Below are 24,170 nucleotides of genomic sequence, written 5' to 3'. Positions count from 1 at the left end.
GAATTTTTGAGGAGCGTAGCGCTCGCTTTCAGCGCTTAAATTGTCGAACGGTCATTGATGTTGCGGTGAATGAGATCGTTGACGTGTTCCAGCCAGTGATCGCGGACACGCATATTGCGCAGATGCTGGAGCGTATTGGCGACATAATCCACATTGGCACCGGAATCGCCGCGAGCCGACGCGACGATTGCCGCGGCATTCTCCGCTGAAAGCGACCCTGCATACTGGATGTGGCGGCGGTCGGCGACATAGGTGACCGCATCAACACTGCGACCGTCGGCGAGGCGCAGGCGGAGGTGCTTTTCGTGATAGACCTGGTTCGACATTTCACGTTCGCGCAGGTAGGTCATCACTTCGTCGGTCATGTCGCCCGGCACACGAAAAGCCATGCCAAGGCAGGAGCCGCCGGCATCGAGCCCGAGGACCAGGCCCGGATGATCGGGTGTTCCTCGATGAACGTGCGAATAGATGCACAGGCTGCGCCTATAACCATAAAGGCGGGCGCGGACCGTTTCCACATGTGCAAAGCCCGGTCGCCACATCAGCGAGCCATAACCGAAAACCCAGAAATCGTTCATTCGTCTGTCATCGAGAGCTGTGGTCATAAGAGGGCCTATAATGATTTAGTAAATGTCGATTTCCACCGGTAATCGACGGATATCCCTCTATTTTTCTTTTCCATATCTTCACAAGGCACAATCCTGCCATAATATGGCCACCAGTCGAGAGGAGCACAACGTTACGGGATTTTGGCTATGGTCCGAATCCAGAGCGAACTCCCGAAATGACTGACTGATAAACAAGGCTTTTGAAATGGCGCATACTGGAATGAACGCACCGAAAGCCAAAAAGCGTCCCCTAACGCTCCTCGTCATTCTCGTCGTCCTGATCGCTGGCTATACGGCAGGCTGGTTTTATATTGCAAACAAGCTGGAAGCGCGGGCCAAGGCCGACATGGCCAAGCTCGCGGCCCAGGGCGTCGGCGTGAAATGCGAAGACCTGCGCATGGGTGGTTATCCGCTGCGCGTCAATGTCGTCTGCGACAGCATTTCCTGGCAGCGTCCTTCCGAAGGCATGTCGTTCCGTGCCGGGCGCTTTACCTCCGGCTCTCCTGTCTATGCGCCGCGTTCCCTCTCGAACGATCTCATCGGACCCGCCTTCATCGAATTTCCGGGGCTGGAGCCGCTGGAGGTCAACTGGAGCAAATTTACCTCCAATACCCGTCTGGCGCGGCCGTTCCCGACCGAAATCGAACTGGCTGCGCGTGAAGTCGCGGTTGGTCTTCGCACGGAAACAACGACGACGGAGCCGCTCAGCACGCTCGAGCAGATGGATTTCCGCATGAGCGAAGCGGACGGCACTCTGAAGATCAATGGCCGCTTTGCCGGATTGAAGCTTGCCAAGGCCGCGATAGGCAATGCCACCAGCCCCGAAATCGACGGTGTGGCTGACATCAATGTGTCAGACGCCGCAACGCTGCTCGCCCGTAGCGACACGCCCTTTCATCAAAGGTTGCGGGGGCATTCCGGCACGGTCAATCAGGCTTTTCTGTCCATGCCCAATGGGGCCATGGTTTCTGTCGCTGGGCCGTTTTCCATCGATGCGGACGGGCTGATCAATGCCGATGTGAAGCTGACGCTGGTCAATCCGCAATCGCTGGCACAGGCCGGACAGACGGTGTTTCCCGAGCAGGGGGGCAATATAGCCACCGTACTGTTTGCTCTTTCGGCCATGCCGAAAGACGAAAACGGCAATCCTGTGCTGGAGATCGCCGTTCGCAAGGGCAAGGTAAGTGCCGGCTTCATTCCGCTTGGACGGTTACCTGCTCTTTAGGGGAGTAGGTGAATAAGGCAGCAAGGGAGTAGGGCGGCATGTTCCGCCCTACTTGCGCGTCGCAGCCTGACGACCGAAGTCCGGCGCATCCACTTCCTGCCCCGCATCGATAATGCCACGGCGGACAGCGCGCGTGCGCGTGAAAAGTTCGAACAGCGCTTCACCGTCGCCCCAGCGTATCGAGCGCTGCAGCGAGGCGAGATCTTCCGAAAAACGCCCCAGCATTTCGAGGATTGCATCCTTGTTGTGCAGGCAGACGTCGCGCCACATCGTCGGATCAGAGGCGGCCAGGCGCGTGAAGTCGCGGAAACCGGAAGCGGAATATTTGATGACTTCCGATTTGGTCACCTGTTCCAGATCGCTGGCCGTACCCACGATGTTATAGGCGATGATATGCGGCAGATGCGAGACTATGGCCAGCACTAGGTCGTGATGCTGAGGGTCCATGCGATCAAGCCGCGAGCCGCAGGCGATCCAGAAATCGCTCAGCCTTTCCAGCGCTGCTTCATCCGTGTCGGGCAGGGGAGTGAGAATGCACCAGCGATTGGTGAAGAGTTCCGCGAAGCCCGCATCCGGACCCGAATATTCCGTGCCAGCCAGCGGGTGCCCGGGAATGAAGCGCACGGTGTCGGGCAATTCCGGCTGCATCTGGGCAATCACGGATGCCTTGGTGGAGCCGACGTCGGTCACGATGGCACCGGGTTTGAGACTTGCCGCGATCTGGCGCGCGACGGTGCCTGACGAGCCGACCGGTACAGACACGATGACGAGATCGGCATCCTGGACGGCCTCGGCGCTATCCGTGGTGTAGCTGTCGCCGAGCCCCAGCTCTTCGGCGCGTTTCAGCGTTTCGCTGCTGCGCGTGGCGATGGCGATGTGATCCGCGAGCTTTTCACGCCGAATGACGCGGGCCAGCGATGAACCGATAAGGCCGATGCCGATCAGGGCGATCTTGTTGAAATGGACCGTGGACATTGTTCTACTTCAAAAATTCGGTCAGGGCGGCGACAACGCCACGATTGGCTTCTTCCGGTCCAACGGTCATGCGCAAGGCATTGGGGAAACCGTAACCGCCCACACGACGCAAGATATAACCCCGTTTGGAAAGCCATTCATCAGCCTTGTCTGCCGAATGCGCAGCATCTTCCGGAAAGTGGATCAGCAGGAAATTCGTGACCGAAGGCGTTACACGAAGCCCGAGCTTGGTGAATTCCTCGGTCAGCCAGCCAAGCCATTTTTCATTATAGGCGATCGACTTCTCGACATGGGCGCGGTCCCGGATTGCGGCAGCGCCCGCAGCAATGGCGGCAGAGTTCATGTTGAACGGTCCGCGGATGCGATTGACGGCATCGATGACGTGAAGCGGCGCATACATCCAGCCGATACGCAGGCCCGGCAGCCCATGGATTTTCGAGAAGGTGCGGGTCATGACGACGTTCTCGTTGGAAGAAACAAGTTCAAGGCCGGCTTCGTAGTCGTTGCGGCGCACATATTCGGCATAGGCTGCATCGAGGACCAGAAGCACGTGCTTCGGCAGCCCGGCATGAAGGCGACGGACTTCCTCGAAAGGCAGATAGGTTCCGGTCGGATTGCCCGGATTGGCGATGAAGACGATTTTGGTGCGCGGCGACAGGCCAGCCAGAATCGCGTCCACATCAATATGCTCGTTCTTCTCCTGAACTGTGACCGGCGTTGCACCGGCGCCAAGCGTCTGGATCTTGTAGACGGCAAATCCGTGTTCGGTGATGATGGTTTCATCGCCCGGAGCAAGATAGGTCTGGCAGATCAGGCCGAGCAGTTCGTCGGAGCCGTTGCCGCACAGTATATTCGCTACGTTGAGCGCCTGCGTTTCGGCAATTGCCTGGCGCAGCGCCAGCGCCTGTCCGTCGGGATAAAGCTCCAGTCTTTCGCCTGCGTGTCGATAGGCTTCGACGGCATGCGGGCTCGGGCCGATCGGCGTTTCATTTGAGGAGAGCTTATAGACCTTGGCAACGCCTTCCACATGTTCCTTGCCGGGTACGTAGGCCGCGATGTCGAGCAGGCCTGCCTTGGGCTGAGGACGGGTAAGGTTCTGCGTATCGGTCATGATTTTGGCTCCGCCAAAAGGTCAATGTTAAAGGTATGATGGGGCATATCCCGCCATTGCGTCCAAGTCGAGAAAAACCTTGGCCGGTAATACTTGTCGGCCGCAGCAACTGTACGTTTTTGCGGGGCTTGATGCGGAAATGTCCTAGTGTGCGTTTGAATCCGAAATTCGTCGCAACACTGCTTTAAGGTCATACGAATTTCGGAATTACCACACTAGTTTTTACGATCTGTCGTGCTGGTTCGTGCCGGTACTTTCCGCAACCCGCCGACGGGTGTGCCCTGCGGGGCGAGAACCGGAACGAAAACGCGGCGCGACGAGCGCTGGGAGACGGGGAGCCCCTGATAGAGCCGCTTCTGCGCTTCCACCACCAGAACGCCTGAAAAGACCGGCCACAGCCGCCGCCCCATTCCTTCGAGCGCGAGACAGGGCCGCATCATCCATCGTCGCGTGGCGGGCGGAAAATGCAGGGCGTCACTTACCGTGCTGACGGTGAAATTCGCCTCGCGCAGCAAGGTGGTGAGCTGGGTGCGGCTGTAGGGCCGTCCGCTGCCGAACGGCGTATGTTCGAAGCGGGCCCAGAGGCCCCGCCGGTTCGGAACCACGATGACGAGCCGCCCATTGGGCGCGAGGACACGCCACATCTCCTTCAGTGTTTCTGTCGGGTTTTCCGCATATTCCAGAGCATGCACCATGAGCACGCGATCGATCGAGGAATCCGGCAGCGGCAGTTCTTCATCGAAAACGAGCGCTGTCGCCGTTTTTTCCACCGAGGGCCAGGCGACTGCTCCCTGACCGGCAGGCATGAAGGCGAAAGTCCGCTCCGTATCGGCACTGAAACGGTCGAGATAGGGCAGGCTGTAACCCATGCCGACAAGCCGCTCTCCCGGCACGCGATCCCATAGCCCGGCAAGCGCCATGCGGATAGCGCGCTCCGCGAGATGGCCGAGAGTGGTATCGTAAAATGACCGCAGTTCGATGATGTCTGGATGCATGGACGCCACGCTATATGAAATCTTGACGTTGGGAAATGGAGAAGCCTGAGCATCTTGAAGTGGTGGGGTGCAATTTCCTCAAACCATGCTATAGAGCGAGCCTTTCCGGCGCCCTTTATGCGCGCCCCGAGTCTGCGCGTAAGCGAACGATCAGGAGAAGCAGCAGATGCCCGAAGTCGGCGGCAAGACAATCGAAGTTCTTTTCAGTCCGGATGAGATTGCGGGCCGCAATCTTGATCTCGCCAAGGCCATTGCTGAACGCAAATTCCACAATCTGCTGACGATCTCGATTCTGAAAGGTTCCTTCATTTTTGCGGCCGATCTTATCCGCGCAATGCATGATGCGGGCGTGGAACCGGATGTCGAATTCATTACCGTTTCAAGCTACGGCAAGGGTACGACAAGCACGGAAGTTCGTCTGCTGCGCGATATCGACAGTGACGTTCGTGACCGTGACGTGCTGCTGATCGACGATATTCTGGAATCCGGCAAGACGCTGAAATTCGTTCGCGAACTCATGCTGGAACGCGGAGCGCGCAGCGTCAGCATCGCTGTTCTTCTTGACAAGAGCGTGCGTCGCAAGGTTGATCTTGATGCCGATTTCGTGGCTTTTGAATGCCCGGACTATTTTGTCGTCGGTTATGGTATGGACGTTGGGCACGCCTTCCGCCAGTTGCCTTATGTTGGCCGCGTGATGGAATAAGGCTTCGGCCTGTTTCTCAATCGAATTTCAACAGGCGCTGCAGATATTCCTTTTCCATCTGCGGCGTCAGCGCATTGCCAAGCTTGCGGCGGATTTCATCGAGAATTTCACGCGCACGCTGAATATCGATTTCACCGGGAATCTTGACGTCATCGTTAAGGCTGTCCCCGGTACCCGGCTGGCGCCCAAGCGGATCGCGCCCCCTGCTGCCGTTGGCTCCGCTTTGCCCCTGTCCGGTCTGGCCCATGGCTTGCTGCATCTTCTGCATCATGTCGCGCCCGCCGCGACGCAGCGCATCGAGCGCATTGCCCTGCTGGTCGCCTGCTTCCGCGCCTTCGCTGCGGCCCAGCGCATCCGTGGCATTGCCCATTGATTTTCCGGCGTCCGAAAAATCCTTGCCGGGTTCGATACCCATGCCCTTCAGGTCGTCCATCAGCTTTTGCAGGTCGGACTGGAGGTTCTTCTGCTGCTGTTGCAGTTTGCGCATGGCTTCCGCCATATCGGGCGGAACATCGCCCTTTCCACCCTGGCCTTTTCCGTTTTCAGCTTCACCGCCCCTGGAGCCGTCATCGCCGGGGAACATGTTGTCGCCGAATTCGCCTTCACCATCGCTGCCGCCGAACTGTCGCTGCATCTTCTGATCGAGATCGAAGGTTTCGTTCATGGTCTTTTGCTGGCGTTGCATCAGTTCGCCGAGCTTGTTCATCTGCTGCTGCATCTGGCCTTGCCCCTGACCTTGCTGGCCCTGCTGCGCCTGTCCCATCTGCAGGTTATTCATCAGATTCTGCAATTGCGACAGCAGTTCTTGCGCTTGATCTCGCGAGCCCTGACGCGCCAGATTTTCGATCTGATCCATCATGCGCTGGAGGTCTTTTTCCGTCAGCATCCGTGCATTGGGATCCGGCGTCGCGCGGCGCGCATTCGGATTCTGCTGCTGGCGTTGCGCGAATTCGCGCAGGAAATCCTGCATTGCCTTGCGCAAGTCTGCCGATAGCTTTTCAATTTCCTCTTGAGAGGCGCCGTTCTGCAAAGCGTTCTTCAAGGCTTCCTGGGCTTGCCGCAGGCGTTTTTCGGCGGCGGACAGATTGCCGTCCTCGATACCGAGCGAAACCTGCCACATATAATCCGCCGCATTGCGCAAGTCGTCATCGCTTCTAGCGAGCCGAAGACGTGTGCCAATCGTGACCAGACCCAGATAATGGGCGGCATTCTTGATGGTTTCTTCCGGACGCAGCGTAATTGCCGACAGCATGTCGAGCACATGCCCACGTTGCGTCGCATCGAGCGCCAGGATACGGCGCTGCTCCGCGACGGCGCGGGCAAGCGGATTGCTGAAAGGGCGCTCCGGCAAGGTGATGACCTTGGTTTCGCTACGGCCCGTTTGTCCGGCGGCATCGGTCACAACCAGCGAGAGGGCAACCTTTTCACCTGCCCATGGGTGTTCGGTCAGGTCCTTCGACGTCGTTGCGTCCTTCGTACCGCGCCGCGGCAAAGCAAGCGGCAGTTCCGGCGCGTCGTAAAGGGGGGCGGCTTCCTCGTCCTCGTCATCGTTGAGCGGGACGATCTCACCTTCGGCCTTTACCGGCGCATAATCGTCATCGATCTGATAGGAGAGCTGCAATGTGCCGTTCAATGCCCGCCCGGGCTCCTTGGTGAAACGGATTGTGGGCGGGGCGTCCGGCGTAACAGAAAACTTCCAGCGAGCATCGGTGCCGGAAAGCGCCAGGGTTTCGTCCTGTTGCAGATCATAGCGGAAATTGCGGCTGCCATCGACAAGGGCTTGTTGTGCAGGGGCCTTCTGATCTTCCTTGGCATTTACCGGCTGGACGTCGCGGCGCTCGCCTTTTGCATCGGTCGCGGTAAGGCGTTCAGAGCCGCCACCAATAACACGGACCGAAAGAATGCTGCCTCGCGGCACGTTGATTGCATCTGCGTCGCTGCCGTTCGCGACGGTCAGGAAAACAGGAGCACGGCCAGTGTAACGCGGCGGCGTCACCCATGCATCGATGCGCGCAATAGCGGTACTGTCACCGGGACGGATATGAAAGGCATCTGCAATGCGGCCGCTGTTCGGGCTGAAACTGTAGGCGAAGGCGGTCACGAAAAGGAGGGCGACCAGTGCTCGAATGCCAAGGGGATCATGTTCGGGAACACGCGTATAAGGCAGGCCGGATTGCAGGTTTTTCAACCGGTCCGCCATGCGGCGCTGGTGTTCCCGCCACAGGGCAAGGGCAAACGCATCATGTTCGCCGGTTGCCATATGGCCCGTCTGCACGGCAAGCGGTTCGTGCACGAGGCCGTTGATCGCCTCGATACGGCTTGTGACGTCACTTTCGGTTGGGGATCGAAACCGGAACGGCAGGTAGATCGATATGAGACCGGCGATCCCGAAGAGGCCCAGCACGCCGATATGCAGCCAACGCGGCATCATGCCGAACAGGCCGAACCAGCTCAGGCTGAGAAACAGACCGACAAGAAGAAACAGCGGCAGGATGAGCGGCCACAGCCGCTCGAAGCCGATTGAAAGAAAGGCACGCAGACGCAAACGGCGGAGGCTGGCACCCTCGCCCGAAAACAGCCGCAGAAAAGCATCGCGCGCGCGGCGCAGCCTGTCTTTCCTGTAGTTGCTACGATCCGTCATCTGGGCTTTCTGGCGTGTATCGCGTTTTCATCTTGCAACAGGATAACACGCATCATGGCAAAGGCGAGGCTTTGCCATGATAATTGTATTCGCGGGATTATAGCCACTCCGGCACGGAATCGAGCGCGAGCAATTCTTCATAAGTCCGGCGCGGGCGCACGACATGATAGCGGTCGCCATCGACCAGCACTTCGGGAATGAGCAGGCGGCTGTTGTAAGTGCTGGACAGCACTGCGCCATAAGCGCCGGTCGTGCAGACGGCAATCAGGTCACCCGGAGCGGGCTTGGCCACTTCCCGGTCGAGACCCAGATAATCTCCGGTTTCGCAGACCGGGCCGACGAAATCGGCGCGGATACGCGGCGCATCGTCTTTCGGCAGGGCAACCGGCTTGATATCATGGAAGGCATCGTAAAGTGTAGGACGAATCAAATCGTTCATCGCCGCATCGACGATGACGAAGTTCTTGGCATCGCCTTCCTTCACGAAGATCACTTCCGTCACCAGAAGTCCTGCATTGCCGACAATCAGGCGGCCCGGTTCGAACACGGTCTTGAGGCCGAGCGGCTTGATATGCCTGGCGACGATTTCAGCATAGGCCACGGGCAAAGGTGGCGGCGTATTGTCGGTGCGATAAGGAATGCCCAATCCGCCGCCAACATCGACGTGGCGGATATTGTGGCCGTCGGCCTGCAATTCCTTGACCAGTTGCGCCATCAGGGCAAACGCATCGTCGAATGGTTCCAGGTCGATGATCTGGCTGCCGATATGCATATCGATGCCGACCACGTCGAGACCGGGCAGGCTTGCTGCACGGGCATAGGCTTCCCGCGCCTTGACGCGGGGAATGCCGAACTTGTTCTCGGACTTGCCCGTCGAGATTTTGGCGTGGGTCTTGGCATCCACATCAGGGTTGATACGCAGCGATACGGATGCAACCTTGCCTGCCCTGACGGCGCGGGCCGAAAGAATTTCGAGTTCCGGTTCGGATTCCACGTTGAAGCAATAAATGCCAGCTTCAAGCGCAAAATCCATTTCGTGCGGCGTCTTGCCGACGCCGGAAAAGACGATCTTGTTTGCCGGGATGCCCGCCGCAAGCGCACGGCGAATCTCGCCCTCCGAAACGGTGTCGGCACCCGCGCCAAGCTTGGCCAGAGTTTTGAGGACGGCCTGGTTGGAATTGGCCTTCAGCGCATAGGTAACGAGCGTTTCCATACCGGCGAAGGCTTCGCGGAACACGCGGAAATGGCGCTCGACGGTCGCGCGCGAATAGACATAAAAAGGTGTGCCGACGGCCTGTGCGATTTCAGGCAGGCTGACATTTTCGGCGTGAAGGACGCCGTTGCGATATTCGAAATGGTTCACGGGAAAAAGGCCCTACAGCGGAAACTTACAGCAACTTGTCGAGGATGATCGGCTTGTCTTCCTTCGGTTTCGGCTTGGTGTGGCCCTGTTCGTCGGTCACGACGGCAGATGGCGGTGGCTCAAGCGGGCCCTTGCGACCGCAAGCGGCAAGCGTGGCCGCAAGCGCGGCAATCAGAAGCACGGAAGAAATGGCGGAGCGGCCTGTCATCAGCGTTGGTTCCCGAAATAAAATCTATTTGCGCTAGCTGTAACGCAAAATTTCCAAGAGTGAAATCATCCGTTGACTGGATGATTTCACATGACATCATGTTGATCGACTATCAGGCCTTGGTAATGCGCTTCTTCCAGTAACGAATCTGGCGGCGCACTTCCTGCGGGGCCGTGCCGCCGAAGGACTGACGGCTCTTCACCGACTTTTCGACCGTCAGATAGCCGAAAATTGCGTCCGTGATACCCCGATGGATCGACTGTAGTTCCTCCAGCGACAGTTTTGACAGATCGACCTTGCGGCTTTCCGCCAGAGCGACGGCGCGACCGGTAACGTGATGGGCTTCGCGGAAGGGAAGTCCCAATTCGCGTACCAGCCAGTCGGCGAGATCGGTCGCGGTGGAGTAACCCAAACCTGCGGCCTTCTTCATCGGTGCGACATTGATCGTCAGGTCCCGCACCATGCCAGCCATAGCCGCAATGGCGAGTTCCAGATTTTCAGCGGCGTCGAAGACCTGTTCCTTGTCTTCCTGCATGTCCTTGGAATAGGCGAGCGGCAGGCCCTTCATGATAGTCAGAAGGGCTATCAGCGATCCATTGATGCGGCCCGTCTTGGCGCGAACCAGTTCGGCGGCGTCGGGATTCTTCTTCTGCGGCATGATCGACGAGCCGGTCGAGAAGGCGTCGGAGAGGCGCACGAAATTGAACTGGGGCGTAGACCAGATGACGATCTCTTCGGCAAGGCGCGAGAGGTGACCAGCGCAGATCGCGGCAAGCGACAGGAACTCCAGCGCATAGTCTCGGTCGGAAACGCTGTCGAGCGAATTGCGGGTCGGCTCGCGAAAGCCGAGCGCCTTGGCGGTCATATGACGGTCGATCGGGAAGCCTGTTCCCGCAAGGGCTGCTGCACCCAGTGGCGATTCGTCCATGCGCTCGATGGCATCGCGGACGCGCGACAGATCGCGACCGAACATTTCAACATAGGCCATGCAATGATGGCCGAAGGTGACGGGCTGCGCGGTCTGGAGATGGGTGAAGCCCGGCATGACGGTTGCCGCATGTTCTTCGGCGCGCTCCAGAAAAGCTTCGATCAGGTTCTTAAGGGCGGCGGCGGTCTTTTCCAGTTCCTGCTTGACCCAGAGACGGAAGTCCACGGCCACCTGATCGTTGCGCGAGCGGGCGGTATGGAGCCGTCCGGCGGCCGGGCCGATCAGTTCGGCAAGCCGCGCTTCGATATTCATGTGAATGTCTTCGAGCTTGCGCGAGAAGGCGAACTTGCCGTCCTCGATTTCCTTGAGAATGGTTTTCAGGCCATCTTCGATTTGTCGATGGTCTTCCGCCGCAATAATGCCCGTCTTTGCCAGCATGGCTGCATGGGCAAGCGAGCCTTGAATATCCTGCGCATAGAGCTTGCGGTCGAAGCCGATCGATGCATTGATCTCTTCCATGATCGCATCGGGGCCTGAGGCAAAACGGCCGCCCCACATCTGGTTGCTTGATTTTTGTTCGCTCATGCTCATATGCCCCGAGTGACAATTTGGCGGAATATTGGAAAGAAGTAACGCGACATGGCAGAAGACAACGAAAAGGCGAATTCCGAACCGCAGACGAAATCGGGAAATCGCAAGATCGTCCTTCTTGCCGCCCTTGCCGGTGTCATTGCCGGTATCGGGGCGGTATACGTGATGGAGCGCCCTTCTGGCAATGTCGTTGACCAGAATGTTTCAGCGAATGTTGTAGCCGAAAGCGATGAAGCGTCGGCACAATGCGTGCTGAAAGCGGACAAGCTGAAGGCGCTGGATGCTGCTGCGACCGGTGGCGTGGCAGCCATGCGCGCTGCCGAAAAGCCGATTTCCGTTTCGCATATCGCCTTTACCGGCCCGGACGGCAAGCAGATGACGCTTGGCGACTACAAGGGCAAGACGCTGCTGGTCAATCTCTGGGCGACATGGTGCGCTCCCTGCAGGGAGGAAATGCCCGCCCTCGACAAGCTGCAAGGCGAAAAAGGCGGCAGCGATTTCGACGTTGTTGCCATCAATATCGATACCGGCTCCGACGACAAGCCAAAGGGCTTTCTTAGTGAAATCGGCATCAAGAACCTGACCCTGCACCGGGACGCTTCCATGTCGAGCTTCAACGAATTGAAGCGCAAGAATCTGGCGTTTGGTCTTCCAGTGACGCTGCTCGTCGACAAGGAAGGCTGCCAGATTGCTGCCATGAACGGTCCCGCGCCATGGGACAGCCCGGAAGCGAAAAAACTCATCGAAGCGGCGCAGAAGCTTTAATACTCGACAAAGTCGAGAATCAGTGGCTTGTTTCCTCTTCAAAGAGGAGCAGCCCATGAGTATTGAAATCTGGCTCGCATTTTCCGCCGCATCCTTGGTGCTTCTGGTCATTCCGGGGCCAACCGTTCTGCTCGTCGTTTCCTATGCTCTGGGACAAGGTTGGAAGGCAGCGTTTCCGATGGCCCTCGGCGTCGCGCTTGGGGACTTTACCGCGATGACGCTATCCATGCTTGGCGTGGGCGCACTGCTCGCGGCATCCGCAACCGTTTTTACCGTCGTCAAATGGGCCGGTGCGGCTTATCTGGTCTGGCTAGGCATAAAACTGTTTCGCGCTGGTGGAGCACTTCAAGCCAATGCGTGGCATGACAAGGTGCATCCGATGCGGATGCTGGTTCATGCCTGGCTGGTGACTGCGCTCAACCCGAAGAGCATTACGTTTTTCGTAGCTTTTCTTCCGCAGTTTCTCAGCCCGCACCGGGATTTCCTGACCCAGATGCTGGTTTTTGAAAGCACGTTCCTCGTGCTCGCTTTCCTCAACGCCTTCGCCTATGCGCTTCTGGCAACCCGGGCGCGCCGCTTCTTTTCGAGCGAACGGGCGCTCAGCATCTTCAATCGTGCTGGCGGGACATTGCTGATCGGCGCCGGGGTCGCAACCGCCTCGATGCGGTCAGCCTGAAACGTAACCGGCGCGCTTCAGCCGGACGATGGCGAGATCAAGGGCCGAGAGGAATGCAGAGCGGTCTTTCGGTGAAAAGGGGGAGGGGCCGCCCGTCACTTCGCCGGCGGAACGCAAGCTGTCCATCAGGTTGCGTGTCGCCAGCGTGTTGCCGATGGTGCTTTGGGTGTGAACGCGCCCGTTCGGTGCAATCACCGAGGCACCTTTCTCGAGCGAGCGGCTGGCCAAGGGAATGTCGGCGGTAATCACGATTGCGCCCGGCCGTGAATTCTCGGCGATCCAGTCATCTGCGGCATCGAGCTTGTCCGATACGATAACCCGTTCCACGCGCTCCGCATCGCGCGGGATGGCAATGAAACTGTTGGCTACCAGCATGACCGGCAGATTGTGCCGTTCTGCCACGCGATAGACTTCAGCTTTCACCGGGCAGGCGTCGGCATCAACGAGAATGCGGATCGTTTCGGGTGGCGTGTTCATGCCACTTCATAAAATGCGGGCAGCTGTTTGGCAAATTCAACGCTGCAATCAGTATTATGCGATAGGTGATAGGCGCAAAACAGTATAAGGCGAGCCGCAAAAGTGAGAGTTCCGCCATGGCCGCCCGTTTCTTCCCCATCATGTTTGTCCTGCTTTGGGCCACCGGCTTCATCGGTGCGGGGCTTTCCATGCCTTATGCGGAACCGTTCACTTTCATGGCGGTGCGTTTTTCCATTGCGGCTGTCATCATGACGCTTTGGGCGCTGGCGAGCCGGAGCATCTGGCCGAAAGGTGATGTGCTTCTTCATGCGGCGATCGCCGGATGCCTCATCCATGGCGTTTATCTGTCTGCCTTGTTCTGGGCCGTCCACCACGGTTTGCCTGCGGGAATGTCCGGTCTGGTGGCAGGTCTTCAGCCCATGCTGACCACGCTGATTGCAGCCATTCTTCTGGGAGAACGGGCGAGCGGACGGCAATGGGCAGGGCTGCTGATCGGCTTCTGTGGTGTCGCCATGGTGGTATGGCCAAAATTTTCCGCCGGCAGCGGCGTCGATCCGAAAAGTCTTGCGGCAGCTTTTCTGACAGTGGTGGCGATCAGTACCGGCACGGTCTGGCAGAAGCGGTTCGGAACGGCTGGCGATCTCAAGGCCGGGACGGCGGTACAATATATCGCCGCCGCCATTCTGACCGCCATCTGTGCGTTCGCCTTTGAAACGCGGGTGATGGTCTGGTCGCCATCGCTGATCTTTGCGCTGGTCTGGCTGACGCTTGCAATTTCCATTGGCGCCATTCTGGCGCTTCTGGTCATGATCCGCGAAGGCGCAATGTCGAAAGTCGCGTCGCTATTTTATCTGGTGCCTGGAACGGCGGCGATCATGGCCTATCTGATTTTCGGCGAAACGCTGTCTGCAATCCAGATTGCAGGCATGATGGTGACGACGCTGGGCGTCGCTTTGACTACGTTGCGTCGATAAGTTCGGGTTGCTGTTCGCGCTTGCGGAAAATCATGATAGCGGCGTTTATTTCCGCGCCGATGATGAAAATTGCCGACAGCATGTAGAGAAAGACGATTGCCACCATGATCGAGGCGAGGCCGGCATAGGTCGTTACATAATTGGCGAAGGTTTCCAGATATTTGGCAAAGGCCATGGCCGCGGCAAGCCAGGCAACGAGCGTGACCAATATGCCCGGCAGGATGTCGCCGAGGCTGCGTCGCCCGGCCGGAAGCCAGATATGCACCATGAACAGCGCCAGAATCAGAACGGCCACAGCCACCGTATAGCGCCAGAAGGCAATCGTGCCCGTGAACGGTGCTATATCGGGGAACCATTGTTCGGCAATACGCACGGCAAGTGGTGCCAGAACCAAGAGAAAGCTGATCGCCATCAGGCTCAGCGTGCCGACGAGAACGAAGCCCAGGCTTTGCAGGCGGCAGAAAATGATCGAGCGCTGGTCTGTGACGCGGTAGGCGCGATTGAGAGCGATGCGCAATGCCTCCACGCCGTTGGAGGCAAAATAGGCGGCAGCAATGACGCTGAGGGTCAGAAGCCCGCTGCGCTGCACGGTCAGCACGTTCATCACCTCATTGGCGATGGGAGCGGCGATGTTCGAAGGCCACATGTCGAAGATGACATGCACCGCCGTGTCGGCGAATTCCTTGGTGCCGAGAAAGCTTGCGAGCGTCGTGGCGAAAATGAGGAACGGAAACAGCGCCATCAGGCCGGAAAGTGCGATATGGCTGGCGAAAGCCCAGCCATCGTCCGAACTGAAATGACCAATGACGTCCCAGGTGATCTGCCGGAGAAAACGTCTGATTTTTCGCATCCGCAGATTTGTCCCCAAAGTCGCGATTGGTGTCCGATACGCGTGCATCCTGTGTTTCAAGGCCTTAAATCTAGCATCGGTCTGCGGATTGCAAGGGCGGGGTCCGTTTTAAACCGAGGGCGAATCAAGCAATCTTGGCAAAACGGCAGCGGGAAACGAACATATGGCTCCGGCAACATTCGGTCAGAACCGACAGCGAACCATCATCATTACCGGCTGCTCCTCCGGGATCGGCGCCTATTGTGCCGAAGCGCTTCACAGCCAAGGCTGGCGCGTCTTTGCGACGGCTCGCAAGGACGGGGATATTGCAGCTCTCAAGACAAAGGGAATGGAAGCGTATTATCTCGACTATACCGTGCCGCAGTCGATAGCGAATCTGGTTGATGAGGTGTTGCGCCAGACTGACGGCAAGCTTGATGCTCTGTTCAATAATGGCGCTTATGCCCAGCCCGGAGCGATTGAGGATTTGCCGGTCGAAGCCTTGCGCCAGCAGTTTGAAGCCAATTTTTTCGGCTGGCACGACCTGACCCGGCGCGTGGTTCCGGTCATGCGTCGGCAAGGGCACGGGCGTATTGTGCATTGCTCGTCAATCCTGGGACTGGTGCCAATGAAATGGCGCGGCGCTTATGTGGCGTCCAAATTCGCGCTTGAAGGGTTGATGCTTGCCCAGCGTATGGAGCTGGAAGGCTCCGGTGTCGATGTGTCGTTGATCGAGCCTGGCCCGATAGCCTCGCAGTTCACGTATAATGCCGCCAGCCACGCAAGAGCCAATATCGACATGGAGGCTTCGGTGCACCGTGAACTCTACCAGCGCCAGATGGAGAAATTGGAAAGCGGCGGCACAAAATCCAAGAACAAGCTTGGACCGGAAGCCGTCTATGCTGTACTGCTTCATGCATTGGAGGCGCCGCGTCCCCGTCCGCATTATGTGGTGACGAGGCCGGCGAAACTTGGGTCACTGGCACGGCGCCTGATGCCTGCACGCTGGCTCTACCGGATGCTGTCAGACCGGTCGTGAGGTCCGGAACAGTGCGCATGGGAAGGAAATAAAATGGACGTTCTGTTCAAGGGCGCGGCAATGGTGGCCATGTTTGCAGTGGCTGTCGTTCTGATTATCGGCCTGCGCAACATGATGCGCGGCGGTGATGGCAACTTTTCAAACAAGATGATGCAGCTGCGCGTTTTCCTGCAGTTCATTGCCATTGTCCTGATCGTCGGGGCGATCTATTACGCCCGTGTGAAAAACGGTCAGTAAGGTATGGTCAAGCTCAACAAGATCTATACCCGCACAGGTGACAAGGGCACAACCGGGCTTGCCAGCGGGCCACGGCGGCTGAAGTCGGACCTGCGCGTAGAAGCCTACGGCACAGTGGACGAAACCAATGCCTGCATCGGGATGGCACGCCTTCATACTGGCGGTGAGAACAATCCCTATGCGCAGATCGATGCGATGTTGGGTCGAATCCAGAATGATCTTTTCGATCTTGGCGCCGATCTGTCGACGCCGGATGACGGGAAACCGCTCGCCTACGAACCGCTGCGCATTGTCGCTTCGCAGGTCGCACGTGTGGAAGCCGATATAGACCTGCTCAATGCCGATCTACAGCCGCTCCGCTCATTCATTCTTCCCGGCGGTTCGGCGGCCTCGGCTGCCTTGCATCTCGCTCGCACGGTTTCACGCCGGGCCGAGCGTCTCATGGTTGCGCTTGCTCGCGTCGAGGGAGAAGTCGTCTCGGCGGAGGCTCTGCAATATATCAACCGCCTTTCCGATTTCCTGTTCGTGGCGTCGCGAACCGTCAATGATAATGGCGCGCAGGACGTATTATGGGTGCCCGGCGCCAATCGCTAGTGAGAGCGCATCCCGAAAAGTGTGAAACGGTTTTCGGATAAGATGCGCGTAAAACAAAGGATTGGAGCGCCGATCTGATCCAATCAGATCGAAACGCGCTCTAAACGCCGCGCCTGTTGCCCCAGATCAGCACGTGAAGTTGGGGCAGGACATGGGCTTCGTACCAGCCATCCGCGATCACCTTGTCGACAAGCCATTCCATCCGCCGCATGATGCCGTCGATGTTGATCGCAGCGTCATGCGCTTCCGGCGGCGGTGGTGTGTGATTGCCCGGCTGAAGATAGACTGCCAGCTGGGGATGCCGGCGGGCCACATCTTTGGCGAAGGCATAATCGGCATCGTCGAAAATCACGAATTTCAGCACTGCTCGCGGCGTATTGCCCGCAACCTCGATACATGCGGCCACCGCATCGAAATCGGTGACCATGGCGCTTGACGGCGGTTTGGGGCTCAACACCAGCGTGTCGAGTATGGAAAACCAGTCTTGTGCAACCGATCCTTGGGTTTCCAGCGCAAAGCGATAGCCGTTTTTCTTGCCATGCTCGATCAAGGGTCCCAATGGCTGAATGGCGGGATTGCCGCCGGAAAGTGACACTGTCAGGGGCTCATTTCGGGAAAGTGTCGTCACTTCATCCCAAATCGCCTCGACGCTCATTGGCTTCCACTCATGGCGAAAGCGGCTCTCGACAGCATGCAGGCTGTCGCACCAGGAACAGCGATAATCGCAGCCACCGGTTCGCACGAAAACGGTCGGCTCGCCGATCAGCACGCCTTCGCCCTGTATCGTGGGCCCAAAAATTTCCGCGATGCGTATATCGGTCACGGTCTGTACTCGGCCCATGTCTTGGGCGTCTCGCTGACCCGCACGGCGGAAATTTCCGGCCAGCGCGCATGGCACCATTCGAAAAAATGACGGGCGAGGGTTTCAGCTGTGCTCTGGTCGTGGCCCAGAACATCGTTGAGATGGCGATGGTCAAAACAATCGTCGATATAACGTTTGAATGGCGCCAGCTCATGATAGTCGCGGACAAATCCGTGTTGATTGAGGTCGGAAGCGGAAAGCTCGACCTCGACGATATAGTTATGGCCGTGCAGGCGGGCACATTGATGATCTGCAGGCAGGCCCGTCAACTGGTGTGATGCGGAGAAATGAAATTCCTTGGTGATGCGAAACATCAAACGCTCCGCTTCTCGATTGCCGCGCGCCAGAAACTTGGATCCTCATAGAAGGTCGGGTCTTCGATCCCGGCGAGATGGAAAGCCTCGCGCCGTTCGACACAGGTACCGCAGCGTCCGCAATGATGTTCGTTGCCCTTGTAGCAGGACCATGTCGCGGCAAAGGGTGTCCCATATTTTGCGCCGTCAGTAACGATGTCGGCTTTCGATGCATGCACATAAGGCGCAAGCAGCTTTATGTCGGCGTATCCGTCCAAGGCATGGTTCTGCATGGTTTGGAAGGCGTCGATAAAACCGGGACGACAGTCTGGATAGATGAAGTGATCGCCCCCGTGAACGGCCAGTGCTACAGCATCGGTGTTTTGCGCCGCCGCCACACCGAAGGCGATTGCCAGCATGATTGCATTGCGGTTCGGAACGACGGTGATCTTCATCGTTTCTTCGGCGTAGTGTCCGTCCGGGACATCGACATCGTCCGTCAGCGCCGAACCGGTCAGGCTGGCGCCAATAGTCCGTATATCGATAATCTGATGGGGGACGTTGAGCCGTTCGGCACAGGCTCTTGCCGAATCCAGTTCCTTTCTGTGACGCTGGCCATAGTCGAAGGAGAGAAGGGCGGTGAGCTGGTGTTCGGCTGCTATTCTGTAAGCAAGCGAAACGGAATCGAGTCCGCCGGAGCAGACGACGAGCGTTTTCATAAGTCAGGGTTCCTTGTTTTGACCGGGTAGGCTGCGACCGGATTGCGGGGCGTTACCTAAAGCACGGCGCGCTGCTTGTAAATGACATGAAAAGGGGAGACGCCGGGTTGCTCATATTCGGAATGACCTGTTGTCAGAATAAATTGATTTTAATCGATATAGCGATCCATGCCTGATTGACGTGCACGTCAACCGTCTTTAGGTTTCGTGCCGGTTCCCGGCGGAGAGGCAGCGCATTTGCGTCACTACCCAGTTTGCGCCGGTGCCGCTTTCATGTCGGATTTTGACATGCGGGTGGGAGTTCACGGCGGCATAGTCGTGCTGCAAGAGTCATTGAAGAGGTAATCGCGGATGAAAGTCCTTGTCGCAGTGAAACGGGTTGTCGATTACAACGTGAAGATCCGTGTGAAGGGTGATGGTTCGGGGGTTGAGCTTTCGAACGTGAAGATGTCGATGAACCCTTTTGACGAGATCGCGGTTGAAGAGGCGATCCGTTTGAAGGAAGCGGGCAAGGTGACGGAAATCGTCGCGGTTTCGGTCGGCCCGGCACAGGCACAGGAAACGCTGCGCACGGCGCTCGCCATGGGTGCGGACCGTGCCATTCTGGTCAAGACGGATGAAACGGTGGAGCCGCTTGGCGTCGCCAAGGTTTTGAAGGGTGTGGTCGAGGCGGAAAAGCCGGATCTCGTCTTCCTCGGCAAGCAGGCGATTGACGATGATGCCAACCAGACCGGCCAGATGCTGTCGGCGCTGCTTGGCTGGAGCCAGGCGACGTTCGCCTCCAAGGTGGAACTGGGTGACGGTTCGGCCAAGGTCACGCGTGAAGTGGATGGCGGTCTCCAGACCATCGATGTGAAGCTTCCGGCGATTGTCACGGTCGATCTTCGTTTGAACCAGCCGCGCTATGCATCGCTGCCCAACATCATGAAGGCCAAGAAGAAGCCGCTCGACGAGAAGTCGCCTGCCGATTTCGGCGCTGATATTGCGCCGCGTCTGAAAGTGCTGAAGACCGAGGAGCCGGGTGGCCGCAAGGCTGGCGTGAAGGTCGGCTCCGTCGCAGAGCTGGTTGAGAAGCTCAAGGCTGACGGCATCATCTAAGAAATCGGAAGGGACAAGACAAATGGCTATTCTTCTTATTGCCGAACATGACAATGCAACCCTTTCGGACCAGACGGCAAAGGCGCTGACGGCAGCGACCCAGATTGGCGGCGATGTCGATATTCTGGTGGCTGGCAAGGGTGCAAAGGCTGCAGCCGATGCTGCCGCCAAGCTTCAAGGCGTGCGCAAGGTACTGCTGGCTGAAAGCGATGCGCTGGAAAACCGTCTGGCTGAGCCAACGGCAGCACTGATCGTGGAACTCGCCGCCAATTACGACACGATCATCGCACCGGCCACGACTTCGGCCAAGAACATCCTGCCGCGCGTGGCAGCGCTTCTCGATGTGATGCAGCTCTCCGAAATCATGGAAGTGGTGTCGGCTGATACGTTCAAGCGTCCGATCTATGCAGGCAATGCGATCCAGACGGTGCAGTCGACCGACGCCAAGAAGGTGATCACGGTGCGCACTGCCTCCTTCTCCGCGACAGGCGAAGGCGGTTCGGCTGCGGTTGAAAGCGTCAATGCGGCTGCCGATCCGGCCCTGTCGAGCTTTGTCGGCAATGCGCTTTCGGCTTCGGACCGTCCGGAACTGACGTCGGCCAAGATCATCATCTCGGGCGGTCGCGCCCTCGGTTCGGCTGAAAAGTTCCAGGAAGTGATCCTGCCGGTTGCCGACAAGCTGGGTGCTGCAGTCGGCGCCAGCCGTGCGGCGGTCGATGCTGGCTATGCGCCGAACGACTGGCAGGTTGGCCAGACGGGCAAGGTGGTTGCGCCGGAGCTTTACATCGCTGTCGGCATCTCAGGCGCGATCCAGCATCTGGCTGGCATGAAGGACTCACGCGTCATCGTCGCCATCAACAAGGACGAGGAAGCGCCGATCTTCCAGGTCGCGGATTATGGTCTCGTCGGCGATCTCTTTACCGTCCTGCCGGAACTGCAAAAAGCGCTCTGATTGATTGGAAAGCGGCGGGCAGGCCCGCCGCTTTTTCATTTTGGGACAACGTTTGTTCGCGTGAGCGGTATTTTCACATTTCTCTAAATGAGAACTGTATCTGTCTTGGACAGAATTGATATAGTCGGTCTGCTCCGCAAGAGGGCGGCTGAATGAAGGAGTTATAACTGTGGCAATCAAGACGGTAGGGGTGGTCGGCGCAGGACAGATGGGCAGCGGTATTGCTCATGTATGCGCGCTGGCCGGGTTCGATGTGCTTCTTCACGATGCGGCAGCGGACCGGCTGGAAAAGGGCATCGCCACCATCAACGGCAATATGGCGCGCCAGGTTGCATCTGGGAAATTGCTGGAAGATCAGCGCGCAGCCGCGATGAAGCTCATCCGTCCGGCAAATTCCATGGAGGATCTGGCGGGTGTCGATCTGGCGATCGAAGCGGCAACGGAAGACGAAACCATCAAGCGCAAGATTTTTGCCCAGCTTTGCTCGGTTCTGAACCCGGAGGCGATTCTCGCCACCAACACGTCATCAATCTCGATTACCCGTCTCGCATCCACGACTGATCGTCCGGAGCGCTTTATCGGCATTCATTTCATGAATCCCGTGCCGGTGATGAAGCTTGTCGAGCTGGTGCGCGGTATTGCAACTGATGAGGAAACGTTCCGCAAGTCCAACGATTTCGTGACCGCCCTTGGCAAGACGATAACCGTTGCCGAGGATTTTCCGGCCTTCATCGTGAACCGTATCCTGCTGCCAATGATCAACGAGGCTATCTACACGCTTTATGAAGGCGTCGGCAGCGTCGAAGCCATCGATACGGCAATGAAGCTTGGCGCCAATCACCCGATGGGGCCGTTGCAGCTTGCCGACTTTATCGGCCTGGATACGTGTCTTTCCATCATGCAGGTCCTGCATGATGGGCTGGCGGATTCCAAATATCGCCCATGCCCGCTTCTGGTCAAATATGTCGAAGCAGGCTGGCTGGGACGCAAGGCGGGCCGTGGCTTCTACGATTATCGTGGTGAGCATCCGGTTCCGACGCGCTGAGGCAGGCAATGGTTTGCATGCAAAAGGCCGGTTCGAACCGGCCTTTTTCAATTGTGGCGGCAATTCGCGGGCTGTGGAAAAGCTTGAACATCCTTACTATTAACTTACCCTTAACCATATGAGTTCAGGGCTTATTCATCTTTGATTGTTAAAGTTTTCATTAAGATGTTCGGAAATGAACAACGTTTCAGAGCCCGGTTGATCCGGGGCAGGACGGGCATCCATTCCGAATAGTATTTTCGACGAAGGTTAAGACGATGAGCATCCTTGTTCAGCTGCGTGACAGTGTTAATGTCATCCGTGAGTTCGTCGCACCGAGCTACAGGCCCGAGCGCCATTATATGCGCGGGCCAGGCCCGGCTTGCGCCGCGCGTACGCACCATTGATATGAGCGACCGAGAATCCGTTTTCTGAACGGCGAGCGGACCGACGTTTTAAAAAAATAAGCCAGAACGGTTACCCGCTCTGGCTTTTGTTTTTGGCCTCCGCGTATGAGTGCGGATTATTCCAAACCTTCAAACAATGCCGTTGAAAGATAGCGCTCTGCAAAGGACGGGATGATGATGACGATGTTCTTGCCGGCGTTTTCAGGACGTCTGCCGATCTCGACAGCGGCCGTCAGCGCTGCGCCGGAAGAAATGCCGACAGGAATGCCTTCGAGACGGGCCAGCAGGCGAGCATTGGCGAAAGCGTCTTCGTTGGAAACCTGAACGACCTCATCATAGATGCCGGTATCGAGCGTCTTCGGTGCGAAGCCTGCGCCTATGCCCTGAATCTTATGTGGGCCGGGTGTGCCGCCGGAAAGCACGGGCGAATCCTTCGGCTCGACTGCGATCACCTTGAAAGACGGCTTGCGCTTCTTGATGACCTGACCGACGCCGGTAATCGTGCCGCCGGTTCCTATGCCCGAAATCAGGATATCCGCTTCACCATTGGTGTCGTTCCAGATTTCTTCCGCCGTGGTAAGGCGATGGATTTCGGGATTTGCGGGATTTTCGAACTGCTGCGGGATGATCGCGTTCGGATTGCCTTCTGCAATGGCTTCCGCTTCCGCAATGGCGCCCTTCATGCCTTTTGCGCCTTCGGTCAGAACCAGTTCGGCACCAAGAAGCTTAAGAAGCTTTCGGCGCTCTACCGACATGGTTTCCGGCATGGTGAGAACGAGGCGATAGCCCTTGGCTGCTGCCGCAAAGGCAAGCGCAATGCCGGTATTGCCGGAGGTCGGCTCAACGAAAACCGTCTTGCCCGGTACGGCACGACCGTCGCGTTCGAGCGCTTCGATAAGGGCCAGGCCAATACGGTCCTTCACGCTCGCCAGAGGGTTGAAAAACTCCAGCTTCGCCAGGAGGTTGGCTTCCACGCCCTTTTCCCTGGCAAACTTGTCGATGCGCACCAGCGGCGTGTTGCCGATCGTGTCGAGAATGGAATCGTAAATGCGGCCACGGCCTGCGGTTTTAGCAACTTGCGGTTCGTTCAGGGGCTTGTTCATGGCGTGATCTCCCTTTTTGTCACGCAAAGTTTAAGAGGAAACGGCGCAAAAGCATAGTTGATCGCGTGCGCTTCACAGGACAAGTTTGGAAATTTATTCTGTATAGTTCCGGAAATTAGGAGTAAATTCCATCAAAATTGGGAGGGCGCGTATTAGCCTTGATTAAAGCTCGATTGATCCGCATCAATGCGCTCCGACGGGGACGCGCACATCATCGGGCATCAGGCAGCCAGGAGAGCACGAATGTACAGGAACATATTGATCGCAACGGATGGATCGGAGCTTGCCGAAAAAGGTGTTGACCAGGGCGTGGCGCTCGCGAAGGAAACAGGTGCGAAGGTAACCTTCGTTTCCGTAACCGAGTTGCTGCCATCCTATGGCATTGTGGTCGCGGCGGAATGGGCGTCGAGCCCGGCGGCGTTTCAGGAATATCGCGAGGCCATCACCAAAGCGGCGACGGAAATTCTGTCGAAGGCCAAGGCCAAGGCAACGGAACTCGGTGTCAGCGCCGAGGCTGTCCATGTCGAGAATCAATCACCGGCGCAGGGCATTGTCGAGGCTGCGAATGCCCGGGATGCCGATCTGATCGTCATTGCATCCCATGGCCGTCGCGGCGTGAACAAATTGCTGCTGGGAAGCCAGGCAGCTGAGGTTCTGTCACTCAGCACCGTGCCGGTATTGGTTATCAAGTAATCGAAGGCATTTCTGCCTGACAGACATCTGCCGACGTTGCAGCGATTTCACAGAAGCCTGAAACAACGCAAGAAGATTCC

Annotated in this window: 26 protein-coding genes; 12 read left to right on the top strand and 14 right to left on the bottom strand. The window is 57.7% G+C overall.

The window, feature by feature from the left end:
• Positions 1-35 precede the first annotated feature (35 nt).
• Entirely contained in the window at positions 36-578 is a 543-nt protein-coding gene (locus J9800_RS18110) for a gamma-glutamylcyclotransferase (RefSeq protein WP_502696694.1), read from the bottom strand.
• A 250-nt stretch (positions 579-828) separates the two neighbouring features.
• On the opposite strand from J9800_RS18110, the gene J9800_RS18105 reads away from it, so the two are divergent.
• Positions 829-1,833, top strand: a complete 1,005-nt coding sequence (locus tag J9800_RS18105) for a DUF2125 domain-containing protein (RefSeq protein WP_502696695.1) — start codon at positions 829-831, stop codon at positions 1,831-1,833.
• A gap of 48 nt (positions 1,834-1,881) precedes the next feature.
• On the opposite strand, the gene J9800_RS18100 is transcribed toward J9800_RS18105, so the two are convergent.
• The 3 genes from J9800_RS18100 to J9800_RS18090 all read right to left on the bottom strand — a co-directional run bounded on the left by J9800_RS18100 (position 1,882) and on the right by J9800_RS18090 (position 4,914).
• Complete coding sequence (locus tag J9800_RS18100; RefSeq protein ID WP_114214578.1) at positions 1,882-2,808, bottom strand: prephenate/arogenate dehydrogenase family protein; 927 nt, start codon at positions 2,806-2,808, stop codon at positions 1,882-1,884.
• Between the two features lie 4 nt (positions 2,809-2,812).
• Positions 2,813-3,919: a histidinol-phosphate transaminase gene (gene hisC / locus J9800_RS18095; RefSeq protein ID WP_114214579.1), complete on the bottom strand. Its 1,107-nt coding sequence runs from the start codon at positions 3,917-3,919 to the stop codon at positions 2,813-2,815.
• Positions 3,920-4,134: 215 nt separating this feature from the next.
• Positions 4,135-4,914: a class I SAM-dependent methyltransferase gene (locus J9800_RS18090; protein ID WP_112592812.1), complete on the bottom strand. Its 780-nt coding sequence runs from the start codon at positions 4,912-4,914 to the stop codon at positions 4,135-4,137.
• A 166-nt stretch (positions 4,915-5,080) separates the two neighbouring features.
• On the opposite strand from J9800_RS18090, the gene hpt reads away from it, so the two are divergent.
• Positions 5,081-5,617 (top strand): hypoxanthine phosphoribosyltransferase, encoded by a 537-nt coding sequence (gene hpt / locus J9800_RS18085; RefSeq protein ID WP_114214580.1) that lies wholly within the window; start codon positions 5,081-5,083, stop codon positions 5,615-5,617.
• A 16-nt stretch (positions 5,618-5,633) separates the two neighbouring features.
• Here hpt and J9800_RS18080 read toward each other — a convergent pair whose 3' ends face one another.
• From J9800_RS18080 to argH, 4 genes are all read right to left on the bottom strand, one after another.
• Complete coding sequence (locus tag J9800_RS18080; protein WP_210845903.1) at positions 5,634-8,258, bottom strand: TIGR02302 family protein; 2,625 nt, start codon at positions 8,256-8,258, stop codon at positions 5,634-5,636.
• A gap of 97 nt (positions 8,259-8,355) precedes the next feature.
• Entirely contained in the window at positions 8,356-9,621 is a 1,266-nt protein-coding gene (lysA, locus tag J9800_RS18075) for a diaminopimelate decarboxylase (RefSeq protein ID WP_114214582.1), read from the bottom strand.
• Positions 9,622-9,646: 25 nt separating this feature from the next.
• Positions 9,647-9,829 carry an LPS translocon maturation chaperone LptM gene (gene lptM / locus J9800_RS18070; RefSeq protein ID WP_006467922.1) on the bottom strand — a complete coding sequence of 61 codons (183 nt, stop codon included), beginning with the start codon at positions 9,827-9,829 and terminating at the stop codon, positions 9,647-9,649.
• A 112-nt stretch (positions 9,830-9,941) separates the two neighbouring features.
• Positions 9,942-11,342 (bottom strand): argininosuccinate lyase, encoded by a 1,401-nt coding sequence (gene argH, locus J9800_RS18065; RefSeq protein WP_114214583.1) that lies wholly within the window; start codon positions 11,340-11,342, stop codon positions 9,942-9,944.
• A 54-nt stretch (positions 11,343-11,396) separates the two neighbouring features.
• Between argH and tlpA the strand changes: the two genes are divergently transcribed.
• Together tlpA and J9800_RS18055 are read left to right on the top strand one after the other, a co-directional pair.
• The gene (gene tlpA, locus J9800_RS18060; RefSeq protein ID WP_114214584.1) at positions 11,397-12,113 is read left to right on the top strand and encodes a thiol:disulfide interchange protein TlpA; all 717 of its coding nucleotides are present in this window, start codon (positions 11,397-11,399) and stop codon (positions 12,111-12,113) included.
• Positions 12,114-12,168: 55 nt separating this feature from the next.
• Entirely contained in the window at positions 12,169-12,789 is a 621-nt protein-coding gene (locus J9800_RS18055; RefSeq protein WP_114214585.1) for a LysE family translocator, read from the top strand.
• On the opposite strand, the gene J9800_RS18050 is transcribed toward J9800_RS18055, so the two are convergent.
• Positions 12,781-13,266 carry a YaiI/YqxD family protein gene (locus J9800_RS18050; protein WP_114214586.1) on the bottom strand — a complete coding sequence of 162 codons (486 nt, stop codon included), beginning with the start codon at positions 13,264-13,266 and terminating at the stop codon, positions 12,781-12,783. The two genes, J9800_RS18055 and J9800_RS18050, sit on opposite strands and share 9 nt — an antisense overlap.
• A gap of 116 nt (positions 13,267-13,382) precedes the next feature.
• Here J9800_RS18050 and J9800_RS18045 point away from each other — a divergent pair, with 116 nt between their 5' ends.
• On the top strand, positions 13,383-14,240 hold the full coding sequence (locus J9800_RS18045) for a DMT family transporter (protein ID WP_210845902.1): 858 nt from the start codon (positions 13,383-13,385) through the stop codon (positions 14,238-14,240).
• Here J9800_RS18045 and J9800_RS18040 read toward each other — a convergent pair.
• A complete protein-coding gene (locus J9800_RS18040; protein ID WP_114214588.1) occupies positions 14,224-15,090 on the bottom strand; it encodes a YihY/virulence factor BrkB family protein in 867 nt (288 codons plus the stop codon). The two genes, J9800_RS18045 and J9800_RS18040, sit on opposite strands and share 17 nt — an antisense overlap.
• A gap of 163 nt (positions 15,091-15,253) precedes the next feature.
• On the opposite strand from J9800_RS18040, the gene J9800_RS18035 reads away from it, so the two are divergent.
• From J9800_RS18035 to J9800_RS18025, 3 genes are read left to right on the top strand one after another with little or no spacing between them, the layout of a single operon-like run.
• On the top strand, positions 15,254-16,108 hold the full coding sequence (locus J9800_RS18035; protein ID WP_114214589.1) for an SDR family oxidoreductase: 855 nt from the start codon (positions 15,254-15,256) through the stop codon (positions 16,106-16,108).
• A 33-nt stretch (positions 16,109-16,141) separates the two neighbouring features.
• Positions 16,142-16,345: a twin transmembrane helix small protein gene (locus tag J9800_RS18030; protein ID WP_112592831.1), complete on the top strand. Its 204-nt coding sequence runs from the start codon at positions 16,142-16,144 to the stop codon at positions 16,343-16,345.
• Between the two features lie 3 nt (positions 16,346-16,348).
• The gene (locus J9800_RS18025; RefSeq protein WP_114214590.1) at positions 16,349-16,939 is read left to right on the top strand and encodes a cob(I)yrinic acid a,c-diamide adenosyltransferase; all 591 of its coding nucleotides are present in this window, start codon (positions 16,349-16,351) and stop codon (positions 16,937-16,939) included.
• A gap of 100 nt (positions 16,940-17,039) precedes the next feature.
• On the opposite strand, the gene queE is transcribed toward J9800_RS18025, so the two are convergent.
• The 3 genes from queE to queC are packed head-to-tail and all read right to left on the bottom strand — an operon-like array spanning position 17,040 to position 18,813.
• Entirely contained in the window at positions 17,040-17,780 is a 741-nt protein-coding gene (gene queE, locus J9800_RS18020; protein WP_114214591.1) for a 7-carboxy-7-deazaguanine synthase QueE, read from the bottom strand.
• Entirely contained in the window at positions 17,759-18,115 is a 357-nt protein-coding gene (gene queD / locus J9800_RS18015) for a 6-carboxytetrahydropterin synthase QueD (protein ID WP_114214592.1), read from the bottom strand. The genes queE and queD overlap by 22 nt, the downstream gene beginning before the upstream one ends.
• The gene (queC, locus tag J9800_RS18010; RefSeq protein ID WP_114214593.1) at positions 18,115-18,813 is read right to left on the bottom strand and encodes a 7-cyano-7-deazaguanine synthase QueC; all 699 of its coding nucleotides are present in this window, start codon (positions 18,811-18,813) and stop codon (positions 18,115-18,117) included. The genes queD and queC overlap by 1 nt, the downstream gene beginning before the upstream one ends.
• 351 nt (positions 18,814-19,164) lie before the next feature.
• On the opposite strand from queC, the gene J9800_RS18005 reads away from it, so the two are divergent.
• From J9800_RS18005 to J9800_RS17995, 3 genes are all read left to right on the top strand, one after another.
• Complete coding sequence (locus J9800_RS18005) at positions 19,165-19,911, top strand: electron transfer flavoprotein subunit beta/FixA family protein (RefSeq protein ID WP_210845901.1); 747 nt, start codon at positions 19,165-19,167, stop codon at positions 19,909-19,911.
• Between the two features lie 22 nt (positions 19,912-19,933).
• The gene (locus J9800_RS18000) at positions 19,934-20,863 is read left to right on the top strand and encodes an electron transfer flavoprotein subunit alpha/FixB family protein (protein WP_210845900.1); all 930 of its coding nucleotides are present in this window, start codon (positions 19,934-19,936) and stop codon (positions 20,861-20,863) included.
• A gap of 169 nt (positions 20,864-21,032) precedes the next feature.
• Complete coding sequence (locus J9800_RS17995) at positions 21,033-21,908, top strand: 3-hydroxybutyryl-CoA dehydrogenase (RefSeq protein ID WP_112592341.1); 876 nt, start codon at positions 21,033-21,035, stop codon at positions 21,906-21,908.
• Positions 21,909-22,410: 502 nt separating this feature from the next.
• Here the strand turns inward: J9800_RS17995 and cysK are convergent.
• Positions 22,411-23,397 carry a cysteine synthase A gene (gene cysK / locus J9800_RS17990; protein WP_114217321.1) on the bottom strand — a complete coding sequence of 329 codons (987 nt, stop codon included), beginning with the start codon at positions 23,395-23,397 and terminating at the stop codon, positions 22,411-22,413.
• Between the two features lie 243 nt (positions 23,398-23,640).
• Between cysK and J9800_RS17985 the strand changes: the two genes are divergently transcribed.
• A complete protein-coding gene (locus J9800_RS17985) occupies positions 23,641-24,090 on the top strand; it encodes a universal stress protein (RefSeq protein WP_114217320.1) in 450 nt (149 codons plus the stop codon).
• Positions 24,091-24,170: the final 80 nt, after the last annotated feature.

Source organism: Ochrobactrum sp. AP1BH01-1, assembly GCF_018066705.1.
In the GTDB taxonomy this organism is placed as follows: Bacteria; Pseudomonadota; Alphaproteobacteria; order Rhizobiales; family Rhizobiaceae; genus Brucella.
This window is presented reverse-complemented; position numbering and strand designations above follow the sequence as displayed.

Coding starts and splice junctions, on each gene's coding strand:
- J9800_RS18110 (WP_502696694.1), bottom strand. CDS start 578: ATGAACGATTTCTGGGTTTTCGGTTATGGCTCGCTGATGTGGCGACCG.
- J9800_RS18105 (WP_502696695.1), top strand. CDS start 829: ATGAACGCACCGAAAGCCAAAAAGCGTCCCCTAACGCTCCTCGTCATT.
- J9800_RS18100 (WP_114214578.1), bottom strand. CDS start 2,808: ATGTCCACGGTCCATTTCAACAAGATCGCCCTGATCGGCATCGGCCTT.
- hisC (WP_114214579.1), bottom strand. CDS start 3,919: ATGACCGATACGCAGAACCTTACCCGTCCTCAGCCCAAGGCAGGCCTG.
- J9800_RS18090 (WP_112592812.1), bottom strand. CDS start 4,914: ATGCATCCAGACATCATCGAACTGCGGTCATTTTACGATACCACTCTC.
- hpt (WP_114214580.1), top strand. CDS start 5,081: ATGCCCGAAGTCGGCGGCAAGACAATCGAAGTTCTTTTCAGTCCGGAT.
- J9800_RS18080 (WP_210845903.1), bottom strand. CDS start 8,258: ATGACGGATCGTAGCAACTACAGGAAAGACAGGCTGCGCCGCGCGCGC.
- lptM (WP_006467922.1), bottom strand. CDS start 9,829: ATGACAGGCCGCTCCGCCATTTCTTCCGTGCTTCTGATTGCCGCGCTT.
- argH (WP_114214583.1), bottom strand. CDS start 11,342: ATGAGCGAACAAAAATCAAGCAACCAGATGTGGGGCGGCCGTTTTGCC.
- tlpA (WP_114214584.1), top strand. CDS start 11,397: ATGGCAGAAGACAACGAAAAGGCGAATTCCGAACCGCAGACGAAATCG.
- J9800_RS18055 (WP_114214585.1), top strand. CDS start 12,169: ATGAGTATTGAAATCTGGCTCGCATTTTCCGCCGCATCCTTGGTGCTT.
- J9800_RS18050 (WP_114214586.1), bottom strand. CDS start 13,266: ATGAACACGCCACCCGAAACGATCCGCATTCTCGTTGATGCCGACGCC.
- J9800_RS18045 (WP_210845902.1), top strand. CDS start 13,383: ATGGCCGCCCGTTTCTTCCCCATCATGTTTGTCCTGCTTTGGGCCACC.
- J9800_RS18040 (WP_114214588.1), bottom strand. CDS start 15,090: ATGCGAAAAATCAGACGTTTTCTCCGGCAGATCACCTGGGACGTCATT.
- J9800_RS18035 (WP_114214589.1), top strand. CDS start 15,254: ATGGCTCCGGCAACATTCGGTCAGAACCGACAGCGAACCATCATCATT.
- J9800_RS18030 (WP_112592831.1), top strand. CDS start 16,142: ATGGACGTTCTGTTCAAGGGCGCGGCAATGGTGGCCATGTTTGCAGTG.
- J9800_RS18025 (WP_114214590.1), top strand. CDS start 16,349: ATGGTCAAGCTCAACAAGATCTATACCCGCACAGGTGACAAGGGCACA.
- queE (WP_114214591.1), bottom strand. CDS start 17,780: ATGGGCCGAGTACAGACCGTGACCGATATACGCATCGCGGAAATTTTT.
- queD (WP_114214592.1), bottom strand. CDS start 18,115: ATGTTTCGCATCACCAAGGAATTTCATTTCTCCGCATCACACCAGTTG.
- queC (WP_114214593.1), bottom strand. CDS start 18,813: ATGAAAACGCTCGTCGTCTGCTCCGGCGGACTCGATTCCGTTTCGCTT.
- J9800_RS18005 (WP_210845901.1), top strand. CDS start 19,165: ATGAAAGTCCTTGTCGCAGTGAAACGGGTTGTCGATTACAACGTGAAG.
- J9800_RS18000 (WP_210845900.1), top strand. CDS start 19,934: ATGGCTATTCTTCTTATTGCCGAACATGACAATGCAACCCTTTCGGAC.
- cysK (WP_114217321.1), bottom strand. CDS start 23,397: ATGAACAAGCCCCTGAACGAACCGCAAGTTGCTAAAACCGCAGGCCGT.
- J9800_RS17985 (WP_114217320.1), top strand. CDS start 23,641: ATGTACAGGAACATATTGATCGCAACGGATGGATCGGAGCTTGCCGAA.